15 protein-coding genes are annotated in these 16365 nt (G+C 65.5%); 5 read left to right on the top strand and 10 right to left on the bottom strand.

The window, feature by feature from the left end; translation table 11 throughout:
• Positions 1–5: 5 nt before the first annotated feature.
• The 3 genes from HWX22_RS13415 to HWX22_RS13405 form a co-directional block, all read right to left on the bottom strand.
• Positions 6–1733: a SulP family inorganic anion transporter gene (locus tag HWX22_RS13415; protein ID WP_175915797.1), complete on the bottom strand. Its 1728-nt coding sequence runs from the start codon at positions 1731–1733 to the stop codon at positions 6–8.
• 24 nt (positions 1734–1757) lie between these two features.
• Positions 1758–2384, bottom strand: a complete 627-nt coding sequence (locus HWX22_RS13410; RefSeq protein WP_175915796.1) for a ParB-like protein — start codon at positions 2382–2384, stop codon at positions 1758–1760.
• Positions 2385–2499: 115 nt separating this feature from the next.
• Entirely contained in the window at positions 2500–3042 is a 543-nt protein-coding gene (locus HWX22_RS13405; RefSeq protein ID WP_175915795.1) for a GNAT family N-acetyltransferase, read from the bottom strand.
• A gap of 281 nt (positions 3043–3323) precedes the next feature.
• Here HWX22_RS13405 and HWX22_RS13400 point away from each other — a divergent pair, with 281 nt between their 5' ends.
• The 4 genes from HWX22_RS13400 (at position 3324) to HWX22_RS13385 (ending at position 8560) form a co-directional block, all read left to right on the top strand.
• The gene (locus HWX22_RS13400; protein WP_175915794.1) at positions 3324–4544 is read left to right on the top strand and encodes an MFS transporter; all 1221 of its coding nucleotides are present in this window, start codon (positions 3324–3326) and stop codon (positions 4542–4544) included.
• A gap of 216 nt (positions 4545–4760) precedes the next feature.
• On the top strand, positions 4761–5579 hold the full coding sequence (locus tag HWX22_RS13395) for a TetR/AcrR family transcriptional regulator (protein WP_175915793.1): 819 nt from the start codon (positions 4761–4763) through the stop codon (positions 5577–5579).
• A 282-nt stretch (positions 5580–5861) separates the two neighbouring features.
• Complete coding sequence (locus HWX22_RS13390; protein ID WP_059691796.1) at positions 5862–7616, top strand: AMP-binding protein; 1755 nt, start codon at positions 5862–5864, stop codon at positions 7614–7616.
• Between the two features lie 29 nt (positions 7617–7645).
• Positions 7646–8560: a DUF1571 domain-containing protein gene (locus HWX22_RS13385; RefSeq protein ID WP_175908276.1), complete on the top strand. Its 915-nt coding sequence runs from the start codon at positions 7646–7648 to the stop codon at positions 8558–8560.
• A 27-nt stretch (positions 8561–8587) separates the two neighbouring features.
• Here the strand turns inward: HWX22_RS13385 and HWX22_RS13380 are convergent, their stop codons facing one another.
• Positions 8588–8869 (bottom strand): PXPV repeat protein, encoded by a 282-nt coding sequence (locus HWX22_RS13380; RefSeq protein WP_175915792.1) that lies wholly within the window; start codon positions 8867–8869, stop codon positions 8588–8590.
• 293 nt (positions 8870–9162) lie between these two features.
• Here HWX22_RS13380 and hfq point away from each other — a divergent pair, with 293 nt between their 5' ends.
• The gene (gene hfq, locus HWX22_RS13375; protein WP_175915834.1) at positions 9163–9756 is read left to right on the top strand and encodes an RNA chaperone Hfq; all 594 of its coding nucleotides are present in this window, start codon (positions 9163–9165) and stop codon (positions 9754–9756) included.
• A gap of 83 nt (positions 9757–9839) precedes the next feature.
• Here hfq and HWX22_RS13370 read toward each other — a convergent pair whose 3' ends face one another.
• The 6 genes from HWX22_RS13370 to HWX22_RS13345 form a co-directional block, all read right to left on the bottom strand.
• Positions 9840–10547, bottom strand: coding sequence for a DUF2968 domain-containing protein (locus HWX22_RS13370; protein WP_175915791.1), 708 nt, complete (start codon positions 10545–10547; stop codon positions 9840–9842).
• Between the two features lie 55 nt (positions 10548–10602).
• The gene (locus HWX22_RS13365; protein WP_059818091.1) at positions 10603–11994 is read right to left on the bottom strand and encodes a sigma-54 dependent transcriptional regulator; all 1392 of its coding nucleotides are present in this window, start codon (positions 11992–11994) and stop codon (positions 10603–10605) included.
• Between the two features lie 110 nt (positions 11995–12104).
• Positions 12105–14144, bottom strand: a complete 2040-nt coding sequence (locus tag HWX22_RS13360) for a pilus assembly protein TadG-related protein (RefSeq protein WP_244135221.1) — start codon at positions 14142–14144, stop codon at positions 12105–12107.
• 11 nt (positions 14145–14155) lie between these two features.
• Positions 14156–14482: a DUF3613 domain-containing protein gene (locus tag HWX22_RS13355; RefSeq protein WP_059818088.1), complete on the bottom strand. Its 327-nt coding sequence runs from the start codon at positions 14480–14482 to the stop codon at positions 14156–14158.
• A gap of 26 nt (positions 14483–14508) precedes the next feature.
• Entirely contained in the window at positions 14509–15351 is an 843-nt protein-coding gene (locus HWX22_RS13350; protein ID WP_175915790.1) for a pilus assembly protein, read from the bottom strand.
• Between the two features lie 18 nt (positions 15352–15369).
• Entirely contained in the window at positions 15370–16365 is a 996-nt protein-coding gene (locus HWX22_RS13345; protein ID WP_175915789.1) for a type II secretion system F family protein, read from the bottom strand.

Here is a 16365-nt window from a genome sequence, read left to right as displayed (position 1 = left end):
GTTCGTCACGCACCGCCCTGCGCGCCCTTTCCGCCATTACCGCGCGCCTGCAGCAATTGCAGGCTCTCGTCGACACTCAGTTCGGACATCTCGTCGTCGCGCAGCGTCTCATCTGCCGCACGGCGCAGCGCATGCAGCGCGTGCTCCTTGAGCCGCACGATCGCGAACTGCAGCCCACGGGCCGCGCATTCGGCCGCGAACGTACGCAACGACTCGATCGTCGTGCCGTCCACGTCCGGCGTTTCCTCGAGACTCAGCAGCACGGTACGCGTATCGGGCGCGGCCTTCATCAGCGCACGCACGCGATTGAGCATCCGGTCCGCGTTCGCGAAGAACAGCTGCGCCTCGGGCCGCACGATCAGCACGCCGGGCACCGGCTTCGCATCGGCATGATTCGCGACGTCGACGAAGTCGTGCCCGTCGCGCAACCGGCCGAGCACGCTCACGTTCGGCTCCGACAACTTGCGCAGCGTCAGCAGCAGGCTCACGCCGATGGCCGCGAGCAGGCCGTGCAGCACGCCGAGCACGAGCACCGCGAGCAACGCGGCGATCACGACGAGCCGGTCGCGATGCCAGACCCAGTACGGCCGGAACACCGTCGGATGCAGCGAGTGGCTGACCGCAAAGATCACGATCGCCGCGAGCACGGGCTCCGGCGTGCGCGCAAGCTGCGGCAGCAGCAGCCACACGATCAGCGCGACCACGCCGGCCGCCCACAAGCCCGCGAAACGCGACCGCGCACCGGCCGCCTCGTTCGCGGACGTCGCCGAATAGCCGGCGCCGACCGGCATCCCGTGCAGCAGCCCCGACACGAGGTTCGCGCAGCCGAGCGCGACGAGGTCGCGGTTCGGCGACACGCTGTCGCCATGCTTCAGCGCGAAGTTGCGAATCGATCCGTACGACTCCGCATACAGGATCAGCATCAGCGCGAAAGCAAGTTCGACCGTCTGCATCCATGCATTGCGGTCGAGATGCGGCAGGCCGAATTCGATGTGCCGGAAATCGATGTGCCCGACGATCGCGATCCCGTAGTGCTGCCAGTCGACCATATACCCGGCCGCGATCGACAGCACGATCACGACCAGTGTCGCGGGCACGCGCGAGCGCCGGCCGAGCACGAACAGCAACGCGAGCGCGGTCGCGCCGAGCGCGACGCTCGCGAGGTTCGCATGCGGCGCGCCGGTGACGAGCTCGAGCGCGACATGCGGCGCGTCGCTGTGCTGCACGGAGATCGCGAGAATCTTCGGCAACTGCTTGATGACGATCGTCAGCGCCAGGCCGAACGTGAAACCGCGCAGGACCGGACGCGCGACGAAATCCGACATGCCGCCCAGTCGCGCGGCGCCCGCCAGGATGAACAGCACGCCGGTCATCGCGACGAGCGCGGCCGCCAGCGCGAGCTGCGCGGCAAGCGCCATCCCGGACTCGGCCAGCACGGTCGCGGCGAGCACGGCCGCCGACGACGATGTCGACGACACGATCGCAAAGCGACTGCTGCCAGTCAGCGCATAGACGACAAGCCCCGACAGCAGCGCGATGAGACCGGCCTGCGGCGGCAGGTTGGCGAGACCCGCGTACGCGACCGCCTCGGGAATCAGCAGCCCGGCGATCGATACGCCGGCCAGCGCATCGAGGCCGATGCGCCGCATGGGCGGCGACGTTGCCGCATCGAGTGCAGCGAAATGCTCGGGATGCTGCGGGCCGGCATCCGGACGGGGCGGGACGGTCGTCATGAAGTGGCAGGCACCAGGCGCGTATCAGGGCTTGACGGCAATGACGCCCGACCAGCCGGGCAGATAGCGCGCGTCCTGCTCGTGCGCATGGCGCAGCGAGAGGTCGAGCGCCTTCGAGAAGTTCTTGCGGATCTGGTCGAGCGTCACGTGCTGGCGCAGGTAGTCGGCCCACAGGAATTCGCTGAACGGCGTCGCATCCTTCGCGTAGCCGCCGGCCGTGCGCAGCTCGCCCGCAAGGCTCCGGTACGGATCGTCCTCGAGCCCCGTCAGCGCCTTCGGCAGATGTGCGTAGTCGCGACGCGAACCGTCCGCGCCGAACGGATGCACCCACTGGTTGTGTTCCATCATCCGCCAGAAGATCGTGTCGTCGAGCCAGGACAGATCCTTCAGCAGCATCGCGTTCACACGCGTCTCCCCTTCCTCGATCAGCGCGAGGCCGAGGTGGTGATGATCGGTGATGTAGTGCAGCCCGCCCGGACCGAGGACGGCCGGAAACCAGTGCGACTCGATCGCGGCTTTGCGCGCGCGCTTGTCGAGCGTCTTCCAGTGCTTGCGCTTCGCTTTCACTTCGCGATAGCCGACCGTCATTTGCGTCGGACGCAGTGCGTCGAGCTGGACGGGAATGAGATGAACGTCGTTGCCGAGTGCCATGGTCGTACCCCATGTTACGAATTTCCGGCAACGATACTCCTGATCTGACGAGCCGTTAATACGTCACGGCCTCGATGTGCCTGTGCTTGACCATCTCTGACAACCGGACGCAACACTATGTACGCAGGTCGTCGCGCTCGAGACGGTGGCGCACGTAAGGAATCCCGTCGTGAACGACGCTCACGCGCCGCATCCCGAGCTTGCGTGCGACGTTCAGCGACCCCTTGTTCGCCTCGGCGATATCGGCGATCACGCGCGGCAGCCGCACGGTGTCGAACGCATGACGCACGACGGCCGCGGCAGCCTCGCATGCGATGCCGCGCCCCCACGCGGCACGCACGAGCCGCCAGCCGATCTCGACGTCGCGCGCGCCACCCGCATAGTCGGGAATCAGCAGGATCCATCCGACGAACGCATCGGGCGCGGCCTTCTCGAAGATCGACCAGTAGCCGAGGCCCGGCGGATACGCGCGCGTGATCCGATGCGTGACGAAGCGGCGATGTTCGTCCGGGTCGTGCCACGGGCCCGCGATGTAGCGCGTGACCTCGGGATCGCGATCCATCTCGATGCTCGCGTCGAGATCGGCCAGCACGCGCGGGCGCAGCCACAGCCGCCCGGTCTCCAGGACGGGCAACGCGGCAACGGATGGTTCGGTCATCGGGACTCCTGATTCGATAGCGATGCGCGTCGCGCACATTACATGACTGATACAAAAAGCCTTCCGGAATGATACAGATGCCTGTCGCCTGTCTCGCGCACGCTCATTTCCGTTTTCTCAACAATCCATTTCATAGGGATTATTCCCGATTCGCGGTTATCGCACCCCGCATCGTACGGTGCCGCGGCCTACACTCGATCCATGCCCCCGCACCGCGCGCAAGCCGGGCCGGCATCCGCCAGCGGATCGTGAGCGCGCAAGCCTACGAGGAGACCTCGGACATGAGCTGGACCCGCGAACAACGCAACGTCACGATCGCCGCCTACCTGGGCTGGACACTCGACGCGTTCGATTTTTTCCTGATGGTCTTCGTGCTGAAGGACATCGCCGCCGAATTCGCGTCGACGATTCCCGCGGTCGCGTTTGCGCTGACGCTCACGCTCGCGATGCGCCCGATCGGCGCGCTGATCTTCGGACGGCTCGCGGACCGATTCGGCCGCCGTCCGACGCTGATGGTCAACATCGCGTGCTATTCGCTGCTCGAACTCGCGTCGGGCTTCGCGCCGAGCCTCGCCGCGCTGCTGGCGCTGCGCGCGCTGTTCGGCATCGCGATGGGCGGTGAATGGGGCGTCGGCTCCGCGCTGACGATGGAAACCGTGCCGACCCACGCGCGCGGCTTCGTGTCGGGCTTGCTGCAGGCCGGCTATCCGAGCGGCTACCTGCTCGCGTCCGTCGTGTTCGGCCTGTTCTACCAGTACATCGGCTGGCGCGGCATGTTCATGGTCGGCGTGCTGCCCGCGCTGCTCGTGCTGTATGTGCGCACGCACGTGCCCGAATCGCCGGCCTGGAAGCAGATGGAAAAGCGTCCGCGGCCGAGTCTCGCGGCCACGATCCAGCAGAACTGGAAACTCACGATCTACGCGATCGTGCTGATGACCGCGTTCAACTTCTTCTCGCACGGCACGCAGGACCTCTACCCCACCTTCCTGCGCGAACAGCATCACTTCGATCCGCATACCGTGTCGTGGATCACGATCGTGCTGAACATCGGCGCGATCGTCGGCGGCCTGTCGTTCGGCGCGATCTCGGAGAAGATCGGCCGCCGTCGCGCGATCTTCGTCGCCGCACTGATCGCGCTGCCGGTGCTGCCGCTGTGGGCGTTCTCGAGCGGCCCGGTCGCGCTCGCCGCCGGCGCGTTCCTGATGCAGATCTCCGTACAGGGTGCGTGGGGCGTGATCCCCGTCCACCTGAACGAGATCTCGCCCGACGAGATTCGCGCGACGTTCCCCGGCGTCGTCTACCAGCTCGGCAACCTGCTCGCGTCCGGCAACGCGACGATGCAGGCGTCGCTCGCGGTTTCCCAGGGCAACAACTACGGTTTCGCGCTGGCGCTCGTGGCCGGCATCGTGGCCGTCGTGATCGCCGTGCTGATCCTGTTCAGCCGCGAACGGCGCGGCATCGACATGACGCAATCGGTCAATACGCGTAGCACCATCGGCTGAGCCTGCGCATTGCCGCATCGCACCATCGCGCGCGCCCCATCCCGCCGGGGCCGCGCGACAGACTTTCCGCATTCGCACATCGAACTAGAGGAATTTGTCCAGATTCCTCGCTTGCCCGCGCCGCCCGCGTTTTTTTATCTTAATAAAAACGGCTGTTTGAATCCGATAATCAAATCACCTGTTCGCGGCCGGGCGACCGGCATTGGGAGGCGGGACATGGCAGTCAGTCAGGAGGGGCGACCGTCGGCGGGACGGCCGTCCGGGACGCGGTCATCCGGAAATCGGCAGACCGGCGGGACGAAGGCGCGCATTCTCGATGCGGCCGAGGACCTGTTCATCGAACATGGCTTCGAAGCGATGTCGATGCGGCAGATCACGTCGCGCGCGGCGGTGAACCTCGCCGCGGTCAACTACCACTTCGGCAGCAAGGAAGCGTTGATCCACGCGATGCTGTCGCGTCGGCTCGATCAGCTCAACCAGGAACGTCTCGGCATCCTCGACCGCTTCGATGCGCAGCTCGGTGCACACATCACCTGCGAGCACGTGCTCGGCGCGATGTTCATTCCCGCGCTGAAGGCGTCGCGCGACCCCGAGCGCGGCGGCCCCGCGTTCCTGCGGCTGATCGGCCGCGCGTATACCGACCCGTCGCCGTTCGTGCGCAACTTCCTGACCGCGCACTACGCGAGCGTCGCGGGCCGCTTCTTCGACGCATTCCAGCGCGCGCTGCCGCACCTGCCGCGCACGGAGCTCGGCTGGCGGCTGCACTTCGCGATCGGCGCGCTGTCCGGCGCACTGGCCGGTGCCGAAACCGAAAGCCTCATCGACGAATTCTCGCAAGGCCGCACGATGAACGACGTGCAGATGATCGCGCGGTTGTCCTCGCTGATCGTCGCCGCGCTGAAGGCGCCGATGCCCGACAGCGCGCAGCTGTCGATCTTCGCGGCCGTGCTCGACGATGCGGGTGCGAGCGAGGCGTTCGGGCTGCCGTCGAGCGCGCCGGCCGCCGATCCGGCGACGGTGCAATCGGCGAGTTGATCGCACGAGGCCGCGCAGGCGGCGATTCACGATTTTGGCGGCCCGGGCCGGCGTTGACACGCTGGCCCGGGCCGAACGAATGTCATGCGGCGGGAGCCAAGTCTGGCTTGCGCTCGTCGACGAAAAAGCATGGGGCGAGAGTTAGCGCTGAAGCGTCAACTCTCGTCGACCGCGAAGCATGGGACGAGCGTAAGCGCTGAAGCGCTAACGCTCGTCGACCGCAAAGCATGGGACGAGCGTAAGCGCTGAAGCGCTAACGCTCGTCGACACCGGAGACACGTCATGTCCTCATCCGCAGCAACCGCAGCGGCCCAGCTCCCGCCGAACACCGACGGCATCTGGTACGCCTCGTATCCGCCCGGCGTGCCGCATGAAATCGACGTCACGCAATACGCATCGCTCGTGCAATTCTTCGACGAATGCACGACGCGCTTCGCCGAGCGCGTCGCCTACGTGAGCGCAGGCGCATCGATGACCTATCGCACGCTCGCGCAAAAAGTCGATGCGTTCGCGTCGTATCTGCAAAGCACCGGCGTGAAACCGGGCGACCGCGTCGCCATCATGCTGCCGAATACGTTCCAGTACCCGGTCGCGCTGTTCGGAACGCTGAAGGCCGGCGCGATCGTCGTCAACGTCAACCCGCTCTATACCGCGCGCGAACTCGCGCACCAGCTGAAGGACAGCGGCGCGCAGACGATCGTCGTATTCGAGAACTTCGCGCGCACGCTGCAGGACGCGTTGCCGGAAACGCAGGTGAAGAACATCGTCGTCACCGCGCTCGGCGACCTGCTCGCCGACGGCTTCAATGCAAAAGGACGCCTGATCAATTTCGTGCTGAAGCATGTGAAGAAGCTCGTGCCGGCCTACAGCCTGCCGCAGGCGATCCGGCTGCGCGCCGCCCTCGCGCTCGGCGCACGCGGCAAACCGCAACCGGTGCAGACGACACGCGACGATCTCGCGTTCCTGCAATACACGGGCGGCACGACCGGCGTCGCGAAAGGCGCGATGCTCACGCACGGCAACCTGATCGCGAACCTGCTGCAGGCCAAGGCGTGGATCGCCGACCAGGTCTCGGGCGACGTCGAGACCGTGTTGACGCCGCTGCCGCTTTATCACATCTATTCGCTGACGGTGAACGCGTTCATCTTCATGGGGCTCGGCGGGCGCAACATCCTGATCGCGAATCCGCGCGACATGAACATGGTGATGAAGATCATCCGCAACGAGACATTCACCGGAATCACCGGGATCAACACGCTGTACAACGCGTTCCTCGACAACGAGGAATTCCGCAAGCGCGACTTCTCCAAGCTCAAGCTCGCGATGGCGGGCGGCATGGCGATGCAGCGCGCGGTCGCGGAGCGCTTTCAGGAGGTCACGGGGCGGCCGGTCGTCGAAGGCTACGGGCTCACCGAATGCTCGCCGATCGTCACGATGAATCCGGTGGATCTGACCGACATGGCCGCGTTCAGCGGCTCGATCGGCCTGCCCGCCCCGTCGACGCTCGTGCGCTTCCGGCGCGAGGACGGCACCTGGGCCGCCGTCGGCGAGCCGGGCGAGCTGTGCGTGCACGGCCCGCAGGTGATGCGCGGCTACTGGCAGCGGCCCGACGAGACCGCGAAGGTGATCGACGCCGACGGCTGGCTCGGCACCGGCGACATCGGCGTGATGGACGAGCGCGGCTTCATCCGCCTGATCGACCGCAAGAAGGACATGATCCTCGTCTCGGGCTTCAACGTGTATCCGAACGAGATCGAGGAAGTGCTGGTCATGCATCCGGGCATCAGCGAAGCCGCCGCGATCGGCATCCCGGACGAAGTCCAGGGCGAACGGATCAAGGTCTTCGTCGTGCGCCGCGACCCGACGTTGACGGTCGACGACGTGCTCGCGCATTGCCGCAAGAACCTGACCGGCTACAAGATGCCGAAGTTCGTCGAATTCCGCGACGCGCTGCCGCAGACGAACGTCGGCAAGATCCTGCGCCGCGCGCTGCGCGACGAGGAACTCGCCAAGCTCAAGGCCGCGAAGCAAGGCTGAACGATCCATCGCCCCGGGAGACGCTGTCGATGAACGAAGGAACGAAGCGCCGCACGCGGCACGCCGCCGCGGCCGTCGCGTGCATGCTGTCGCTCGCGCAAGCTGGCCTGCATGCGCAGGAAACCGCCGCCGCCGCGAGCGCGGCCCAGGAGGCCGCACTGCCGGCGGACCTGGCGAAGGTCACGCGTGAGCCGGTCGCGCAGCAGGCGCGCTGGCTGCGCACGGCCGCCCAGCGCGGCACGCTCGCACAACTTGACGACGCGACGCTCACGGCGCTGTTCAAGACGCTCGATCCGCTCGCCGTCCCGCTCTATATCCGCAACGGTCCCAATGGCTATCCGTCGTACCAGTTCACGATGGTGCGCCAGGAGCGCATCAGCGGGAAATGGTCCGACACGCCCGACCGCATGCTCGTGAAGACGACCCGCGAACCGTTGCGGGTGTATGCGAAATGGCTGCCGGGCGGCGCGCATACCGGACAGGAGACGATCTACGACACGACCCAGCGCAAGGACGAGATGTACGGCCATCTCGGCGGCCTGCTCGGCAAGATTCCGCTGTGGACGGCGCTCGACGGCGCACTCGCACGCGCGCAGTCGAATCACCAGGTTAAGGATCTCGGCACCGAGTTCATCACGAACCTGTACCTGACCGAAGGAAAGAAATACCAGGAAGCCGGCGTGCAGCGGCCGACGCAAGTGGAAGCGAAGACGATCGGCGGCGTGCGCGTCGTCGCGCTCACCTACGAGACGCCGACCGGCCGCCCGCAGTTCTACGCGAAGAAGGAAACCCTCGGGCTCGACCTGCACGCGCCGTACTTCAGGACCGTCGAATCGTATGACAACGACGGCAAGATCTTCGAACGAATCGTCATCGAGAAAATCGCGCCGGTGACGCTCGACGAATCCGCGTTTGACCCGAAGAATCCGGATTACGCGTTCTGAACGTCACCGGCGCCGCGCAGGTCGCGCTCAATCGTCGTCATCGTCGTGATGCTTGCGCCAATGCTTGTAATAGTGCTTGCGCCATTTCCGGTAACCGTCGTCGTCCTCTTCGCCGTAGTAGCCGTATCCGTAACCCGGATAGGCGACCACCGCCGGCTGCGGCGCCACATAGACCGGTGCCGGCTCGACATAGACCGGCGCGACCGGCACGCCGATGCCCACCGACAGGTCGACGTGTCCCGCCATTGCACTGCCGGAAGCGAGCAACGCCACACCCCCGATCCACACCGCCAATCCCCTCTTGTTCATGTTCCCCTTCCCGGATCCGCCGGCCAGCCCGGCACGCGCGTCGAATGTAATCGCGCCGCGCGCCGCCAGGTGCTACGCCGTTGCGAGAGTCGTAACGCGACGTAACGAAACGGCATTAGCCATTCGACCGAATCGCGAAAATGCACGGGAACGTCTATAGTGGGTTACGGTTCGACACAATCGCGACTGCGCACTGGTGGAACGAACAGGGTAAAATCCCGCCAAACACTTGGTGGGCAACCACGCCACACACGCACAACATATTCTCTGACGCAGGCTCCTGCCGCACCTCAATGGCCAATCCCGCAGAATCCCATCCGCAAAACGACTTCATCAATTCGGCGCGCAAGGAACGTAAGCGTGTTGAAATCTATCTCGTCAACGGCATTCGTCTGACGGGGTGTATCGAGTCGTTCGACCAGTACCTGGTGATGCTGCGCACCCCCGTGGGTCTGCAAGGCATCTACAAGCGTGCGATTTCCACGATCCAGCTCGACACGGGCGGCTCGCGCCCGGGCGGCGGCGGCCCCCGCGGCCCGCGTACCGGCGGTCGGCCGGGCGGCCGCGAAGGCGGCGGCCACAGCCCGTACGGCTCGCACGGCGGCGCCCGCGAATCGCGCGGCGACGGCGGCGGCTACGGCTCGCGCGAACCGCGTGAAGGTTACGGTTCCCGTGAACCGCGCGAAGGCTATGGCTCGCGCGAACCGCGCGAGGGTTATGGCGCGCCGCGCGAGCCCCGCGAAGGCTACGGCGCACCGCGCGAAAGCTACGGCGCACCGCGCGACGCCGGCGAGGCATCGGGCAACACGTCGCCGTCCGACGCACGCGGCGGCAACGGGCCGGTGATCGTCACGCGCCGCCGGCGAATCGTGCCGGACGGCCAGTAAAACGAAAGGGCAAGCCAAGCGGCTTGCCCTTTTTTCTGGTGGGTCGGCGCGGCATGTCGCCGCACCGGCCATGCCGTGATCGCTCAGTGCGCCGTCGTCGGCAAGCCTGCGTCGGCCTCGCGCTGCAGCGAACGCACCTGCTGCTGCAATGCGCGCAGTTGCGACTGAAGCTGCGCCTGTTGCGCCTGCAACGCCGCCGTTTCGGTGCGGACGCTCTTCTGGCGATCCGCGACCGCTGCCTGCTGCTCGCGTGCGATCGAGATGTCCGCCTGCAGACGCCGCGCCCGTTCCTGCGTGACTTCGATCTGCCGGTCCATCTGCGCCTTTTGCGATTCCAGCTTCGCCGCACGCAGTTCGTTGACGGCCAGCCGTTCCGCCTGACGTGAGAAATCGCGATAGATCGTCTCGGCCCGCGTTTCGTCGTAAGTCTTGATCACCCGCCAGAACGCCTTCTGCTGGAACAGCGCGACGAAATAGGAACCGTCCTTCACGCTGAACAGCAGGCTCGCGCCGTAGCTGCCGTTATAGCTGGTGCGCATTTCCGTCAGCGAATGCGCCTGGATCTGGCGCTGCAGTTCGTCGACCGTGCTCTGCCCGGTCGTCTCGCCCGCCTGCGGCTGTACCGACGTCTGAGCTTGCTGATCGATCACCGGGATCGCCGCCACCGGCGCCGACGCCTGCTGCACCGCCGGCGATGCATTGCCGGCCAACCCCTGCGCGAACGCGCCCTGCATGCCTCCCATCATGGCGAGCAACACACACGCCCGCCCCAACCCCGTCATATGGCTCATGAATTTCGATTCCCCGCCCGTGTCGTTGTAATTCAGCGCGATTTTATCTCATTAATTATTCGCTTTCGCGAGTCTCGGGCTCTTCGTCGAATATCTGATACTTGCGCATCTTTTCCCACAGGACTTTCCGGCTGATGCCGAGCTGCTGCGCCGTATCCTGGCGCCGCCAACCGTTTGCGTCGAGGGCGGCGATCACGCGGCTGCGCTCGTTCATGTCCCACTTGCTGCGGTCGACGAAGACCTCTGCCGCACTCTCCACCGGCACCGGCTGCGCCGAATTGCGTGCATGCGCGACCAGCCGCTGCAGTCGCGCGGCATCCCAGCCGCCCGTTTGCCGCACCGTCACCCCGACGCGCTCCGCAAGGTTGCGCAGTTCGCGCACGTTGCCGGGGAAATAGCTGTCCGCCACCGCGTCCGCGAGCCAGTAAGGCAGGTCGGACAACTGCGCGAGCCGCTCGTCGCCCACCACCTCCGCGACAAACGACTTGAACAGCGCGATCTTGTCGACCGCGCCCCGCTCTTCCAGCGACGGAATGCTCAGCTCGATCACCGCGAGCCGATAGTAAAGATCCGCGCGGAACAGGCCCTCCTTCACGAGCTGCGGCAGCTTCTTGTTGCTGGCCGCGACGAGACGGAAATCGACCTTGATCGGCGTCGTCGCGCCGACCCGCAGCACGGCGCCGTCCTCCAGCACGCGCAGCAGCTTGACCTGCTGGTACAACGGCAGGTCGCCGACTTCGTCGAGGAACAACGTGCCGCCCGCCGCCTGTTCGAAATAGCCTTTATGCGCAACAACCGCGCCGGTGAACGAACCCTTCGCGTGCCCGAAGAACAGCGACTCGAACAGGCCGTCCGGAATCGCGCCGCAGTTGACCGGCACGAATTCGCCGGTCCGGTAGCGCGAATGCTTTTCGTGGAGCAATTGCGCGATACGTTCCTTGCCGACGCCGGTTTCGCCGTGCAGCAACACGTTGGTGTCGCAGTCGGCGAACGTATCGACCTCATGCAGCAGCGCCTGCATCGACTCCGAGTGCGCGACGAGTTCGGACGGCTGCAGCGTATCGGCCGCGTGCGCGCGCAGCTGCGTGACGAGCTTGCCGATCATCCCGCGCAGTTCGGCGCAGGTGAAGTCGAGCGGCAGGATGTGCGAATAGTCGGGCGGATACTGCGACGCGTCGTGGTCGCGCGCCGCGCCGACCCAGACGACCGGCATGCCGATGTTGGCCTGCCAGTCGCGCAGGAACGCCGCGCCGGTTTCGATCATCGTCACGCTGATGATCGCGAGCGACGGCCGCAACGCGGCGCGCTCCGGCGAGATTTCCGCATTGTCGGCGCGGATCACTTCGACGTCGAAGCTCGCCATGCAGCGGGCAACGCGGTCGACGATGTCCGCCTTGCCTTCCCAGACGTACAGGTCGAGTTCTGCGATTGCGGAGGTGGTTCTCATGATTCAGGTGCGGCTACGGTTATTGACGAGTGATGCGGCACTGCGGGTCAGGCGTGGGGCATGGGCCGAAGCGCTGCCCGCGCTCCCGACGCAAGTGGACGCCGCGGTTTTCATTGCACGAGCATCGGATTGCCGCATTTGATCGAATCCGGTGTATTTGTGACATAGGCGTTCCCAAGACTCAAGCCGAGCAAGCCGGTGACCGACGTCAGCAGGGAATCGATCGGTTGCAGGACGAGCGGAACGAGTGTGCTCGCCAGTGCGGTCAGAAGCGGCCCGGTGATGAGGCTCACCACGGGATTCAATATACCGGCCAGCAATCCTGCCAGACTGCCCTGTGGGGCAGACAGTGACAGCGTCAGACCACCGTTGGCGATACCCTGAACCGCGGGCGACAGGAACTGATCGGTTCCCACGGAAAGCATGTACGGCGATGCCGGACTCGGCGACGCGGATGATCCAGGCCCAGGATAGGTGAACACCAGCGACGTCGGATTTTGATTGGCGACCGGAACCGTCAACTGGCCGGGCTGCAAATTGACGTTGACCGAGATGTCGTTCACGTTGAGGAGTCCGAGCGTGGCGACGCTGAGCAACGTTGTCAGCGCCGATGTCAAGCCGCCGAGGTTGAGCAGATTCAGCAGGCTCTGCAAGTTGACGGACACCAACGTGATCGGCGATGCGCCGCCGTTCGGAACATAACCGCTGGACGCATTGAGGTTGATCGGCGTATTCGCCGTCCCACCGATATAGACGGCGACCACCCCGGTCTGCACGTTCACCGTCGCGCTCTTCGTACCGTTCGCGGAACAGGTGACGGAGGCGAGCCCGGCCTTCGCCGGCGCGACATACGCGGTAATCGGCAGTTTCACGGCGGCCAGCGGCGTCGCATTGCCTGACGGGCAGGTGCCCCCCGGATAGACCAGCGATCCGTTCGAGCACGTCGACAGCAGCGATATCGACGTATTCAGGAACACGTTCCCTTGCGTTGTCGACGTATTGGTCAAGCAATTCGACGTCCCGCAATTCGACGGTCCGGGCGGCCCACTCGCGGTGGCCGGCGGCGTTCCGGCGAGGGATACGGAACCCGACACCGTCGCGTTCAGCAGCGGCGCGAGCGCGGTCGGCGTCTGGACAGTGATGCTCGGGATGGCAACGGCATTCGTGCCGTTCGCGACCTGTAACGCGGTCGACAACAGTCCGAGCGCGTTGACGCTGGCGTCGACTGCAGAGCTGCCGTTGGCCACCGCGGCCGAAACCAGCTGGTTAAGCGCGATCTGCGGCCCGCCGCAGACACTGCCGGAACAAAGCGCGGCGACGATCGCATTCAGCACGTTCAGGTTCGCGCCCACCAGGTTCTGTTGGGTCGCCGCCTGCACCACCGCGTTGGCCAACTGACCAAGGGTCACGGAGCCGTTCAGTACGGCCGTGCTCGAGCCGACCGGCAAATTGGCGAGAATGCCCGCCAGCTTCAGGTTGACCTGCGCCAGCCCCTGATAATCGACAGCATTGAGGCTCAACGATTTGGGCGAACCGGTCAGCGTCTGGAGCAATTGATTGGCCAGCCCGCCATTCAATGCGGCGAGCGACGTGGTCAGCGTAAAGGTATCGGTCGGCGTGCTCTTCGCCATGGCCGACGCACCGATCGACTTTCCGCCGCGGAAAAAGCCTGTCACCGGTTCGGAAACGCTCACGCACACGGCGTTGGCCGACTGTCCGGTCGTTGATCCGGCCGGCCCTGCCGACAAGCCGCCGCATTGACCGTTCATCGGGTCGCCCGCGGTCGGCGTAAACAGCGCGGCACCGCCACTGGTTTGAGGCGCAGTCCACACGCCGCACGTCACGGAAATGGTGGCGTTTGCCGGTACGGAATTCGCCGAAGGGCTCGCGACCTGCTGGGCCGCCGTCTTCGCCGCCGAACAGGTCGTATCCGCGCTGGCTTTCATGACCGACGAGAGCGCGGCCAGATCGGCAGCCGCCTGCATATGGCGTCGTTCGGAATAAAAGCGGCCGATGTCGATCCCGCTGAGTACGATGACGGCAACCGACAGCCAGATCGCCGCCATGATCGCGATGGAGCCGCGCTGACGCTGCCCCGCCGGCCCGTCAGTACCGTGTCGCCGCCCCACCCGTGATTGATCCGCGCGCATCGCCATTTCGCTTACTGCGCACCCTGTCCGTTACCCGACATGCCACCTGATGAACCGAGCTGCGTGCTCATCGACTCAGGAATCTTGTTCTTGAACGAATCGAGATAACGCTGGTAGATCAACGACGCGACGTCGCCAAGCAACGGTTGCGTCGGAGCTGCCGCCCGATTTTCGCCCTGCATCGTGAGCCAGTCCCTGGTCGAGCGCCCCACGTCGGACGCCACCGGTGCCGCATCCTGCTGTGCGTATGCGGTGACGGTTCCCAGCGCCATGCAGGCGACCGCCGCCAGCATCGCAACGCGCCCCGCATGCATGTTCCGACGAGCATTGTTGTTCATGTCGTTCCCCCGCCTGTTCGTTCTGTTCATTGTGCAAACCGTTGCAGCAGCGGCACGGTCTGGTCATAGCCGAAATTGTTCGCCATCGGCGTGATCGGCGCGGTCGCGGCGTGCCGCGACACCACCGGCGGCGTCGCGACCGCACGCTGCTGTGCACGCGCCGCGGCCGTAATCTTTGCGGCATCGCCAATGATGTCCTTGCGGATATCCGCCGGTAGACGCTGCTGATTCATCAGTCGCTGCGCATCCTGCGTGCGCCCGGACGCGAGCAGATACAGTGCGAGGTTGCTGACGATCTTCGGATTGCGTTGATCCAGTTCCGCTGCCTTCATCAACGGCACCCGCGCGCCGACCACATCGCCGTTACGCAATTTCGCATAAGCGAGATCGGACAGCAGCGACGCGTCGGTCGGCGCAAGCTCCGACGCCTGCGTCAGTGCCTGTACAGCCAGACCGAAATCACCGGCCGCACCGGCGATCAATCCCAGCCCCCGGTAACCACGCGAGGCCAGCGGCGTCTTCAGCAACTGCGTATACGCAGCCGCGCCGGCAGCCGGTTGGTCGGTCATCCGCAGCGCGTCCGCGCGCAGCAGAATCGTGTCCGGCGACACGCCGTAGGCCTTGTCGTAAGCGTCGATGTGCGCGAGCGACGCGTAATAGAGGCCCTGCGCCTGCATCCGCTGGATCAGACCGAGATACATCGCAGGCGTATCCGGCACCGCCTGCTTCTGGTCGGCCGCCTGAATCAGCGCCGCGCGTTCTGCCTGCGCGTTCACGCCGTACCCGCCCTCCTTGGTCGCACATGCGCCGAGCAGCACTACCAACGCCACCACGCCAGCGTGCCTCGCCATTCCGCCGATCCGCTTCATCGTCTTTCCTTCCGTCCGTCAATGATGATGCGCCGTCAGCGCACGCATCACGGCCAACAACCCCGGTCCGGCCGTCACGATCAGCAGTGCGGGCAGCAATGTCACCACCATCACACCGGTCATCTTTACGGTCAGCCGACCGATCCGATCGCGCAGCATCGCGCGGCGCGTTTCCCGAAGCCGGTCGCCGAACTGCTTGAGCGGCTCCTGAACCGCGCCGCCGTGCTTGTCGACCTGCACCATCAGCCGCGCGATCGCGCGCAAGTCCTCGTTGTCGAATCCGCTCGACAACCGTTGCATCGACTGCTCGCGCGTGCGGCCCGCTGCGAATTGACGCTGTGCGATTCCGACCTCCGACGACAGCACCGGCATCATCCCGCGGAAATCGTTCGTCACGACCTGCAGGCTTTGATCCAGTGACAATCCAACGCCCTGCAACAAGCGCAGCATATCGACGAGCAACGGCAGTTCGTCGATGACACTCTGGCGCCGCGCGGCGGCACGACGCTGCAGGTAGAGCTTCGGCAGCATGAAGCCGAACCCGAATGCGGCGAACATCCCGATCATCCAGAATCCTCTCGTCGTTCGTCCGCTCGCGAATATCGCGAACAGCAACGGCAACGCGATCCCGCAGGCAATTCGCGCGATCAGGAACAGCCCGCGCGTACGCGCGTCGACGTAACCGCATTGCTCGAGCAGACGACGGTCCTCTTCCGCGACGACGTGCTTGCCGAACCCGGTATCGAGCCAGCGCATCCCTGTTGCCGAGAATCGCGCAAGCATGCGCTCGATGCGCTCGCGCCCGCGCGTGTCCTGTTTCGCGGATGGAACCTCGTCCGCCGCGGTGCGCGCCTTGGCTGCCTCCAGCGCCGCCATGCGCTGATCGAGCGCATCGGCCAGCGCACGTTCTGCACGCGACGCGGCACTCGCACGCAACAACGCGATCATTCCAAACAACAGCACGCCCAGCGCGCCAAGTGCCAGTGCGACCGATCCGATCTGAGTTGCTGTCAT

It is taken from the genome of Burkholderia sp. BCC1638 (assembly GCF_902833195.1).
Lineage (GTDB): Bacteria > Pseudomonadota > Gammaproteobacteria > Burkholderiales > Burkholderiaceae > Burkholderia > Burkholderia diffusa.
Note: the sequence above shows the minus strand (reverse complement) of the source record. Positions and strands in the feature narration are given on the sequence as shown.

Bases quoted from the DNA above. Each gene is read 5' to 3' on its own strand.
- HWX22_RS13380 (WP_175915792.1), bottom strand. From the start codon at position 8,869: ATGAACAAGAGGGGATTGGCGGTGTGGATCGGGGGTGTGGCGTTGCTC.
- HWX22_RS13400 (WP_175915794.1), top strand. From the start codon at position 3,324: ATGAGCTGGACCCGCGAACAACGCAACGTCACGATCGCCGCCTACCTG.
- HWX22_RS13410 (WP_175915796.1), bottom strand. From the start codon at position 2,384: ATGGCACTCGGCAACGACGTTCATCTCATTCCCGTCCAGCTCGACGCA.
- hfq (WP_175915834.1), top strand. From the start codon at position 9,163: ATGGCCAATCCCGCAGAATCCCATCCGCAAAACGACTTCATCAATTCG.
- HWX22_RS13390 (WP_059691796.1), top strand. From the start codon at position 5,862: ATGTCCTCATCCGCAGCAACCGCAGCGGCCCAGCTCCCGCCGAACACC.
- HWX22_RS13385 (WP_175908276.1), top strand. From the start codon at position 7,646: ATGAACGAAGGAACGAAGCGCCGCACGCGGCACGCCGCCGCGGCCGTC.
- HWX22_RS13350 (WP_175915790.1), bottom strand. From the start codon at position 15,351: ATGAAGCGGATCGGCGGAATGGCGAGGCACGCTGGCGTGGTGGCGTTG.
- HWX22_RS13405 (WP_175915795.1), bottom strand. From the start codon at position 3,042: ATGACCGAACCATCCGTTGCCGCGTTGCCCGTCCTGGAGACCGGGCGG.
- HWX22_RS13415 (WP_175915797.1), bottom strand. From the start codon at position 1,733: ATGACGACCGTCCCGCCCCGTCCGGATGCCGGCCCGCAGCATCCCGAG.
- HWX22_RS13395 (WP_175915793.1), top strand. From the start codon at position 4,761: ATGGCAGTCAGTCAGGAGGGGCGACCGTCGGCGGGACGGCCGTCCGGG.
- HWX22_RS13360 (WP_244135221.1), bottom strand. From the start codon at position 14,144: ATGCGCGCGGATCAATCACGGGTGGGGCGGCGACACGGTACTGACGGG.
- HWX22_RS13345 (WP_175915789.1), bottom strand. From the start codon at position 16,365: ATGACAGCAACTCAGATCGGATCGGTCGCACTGGCACTTGGCGCGCTG.
- HWX22_RS13370 (WP_175915791.1), bottom strand. From the start codon at position 10,547: ATGAGCCATATGACGGGGTTGGGGCGGGCGTGTGTGTTGCTCGCCATG.
- HWX22_RS13365 (WP_059818091.1), bottom strand. From the start codon at position 11,994: ATGAGAACCACCTCCGCAATCGCAGAACTCGACCTGTACGTCTGGGAA.
- HWX22_RS13355 (WP_059818088.1), bottom strand. From the start codon at position 14,482: ATGAACAACAATGCTCGTCGGAACATGCATGCGGGGCGCGTTGCGATG.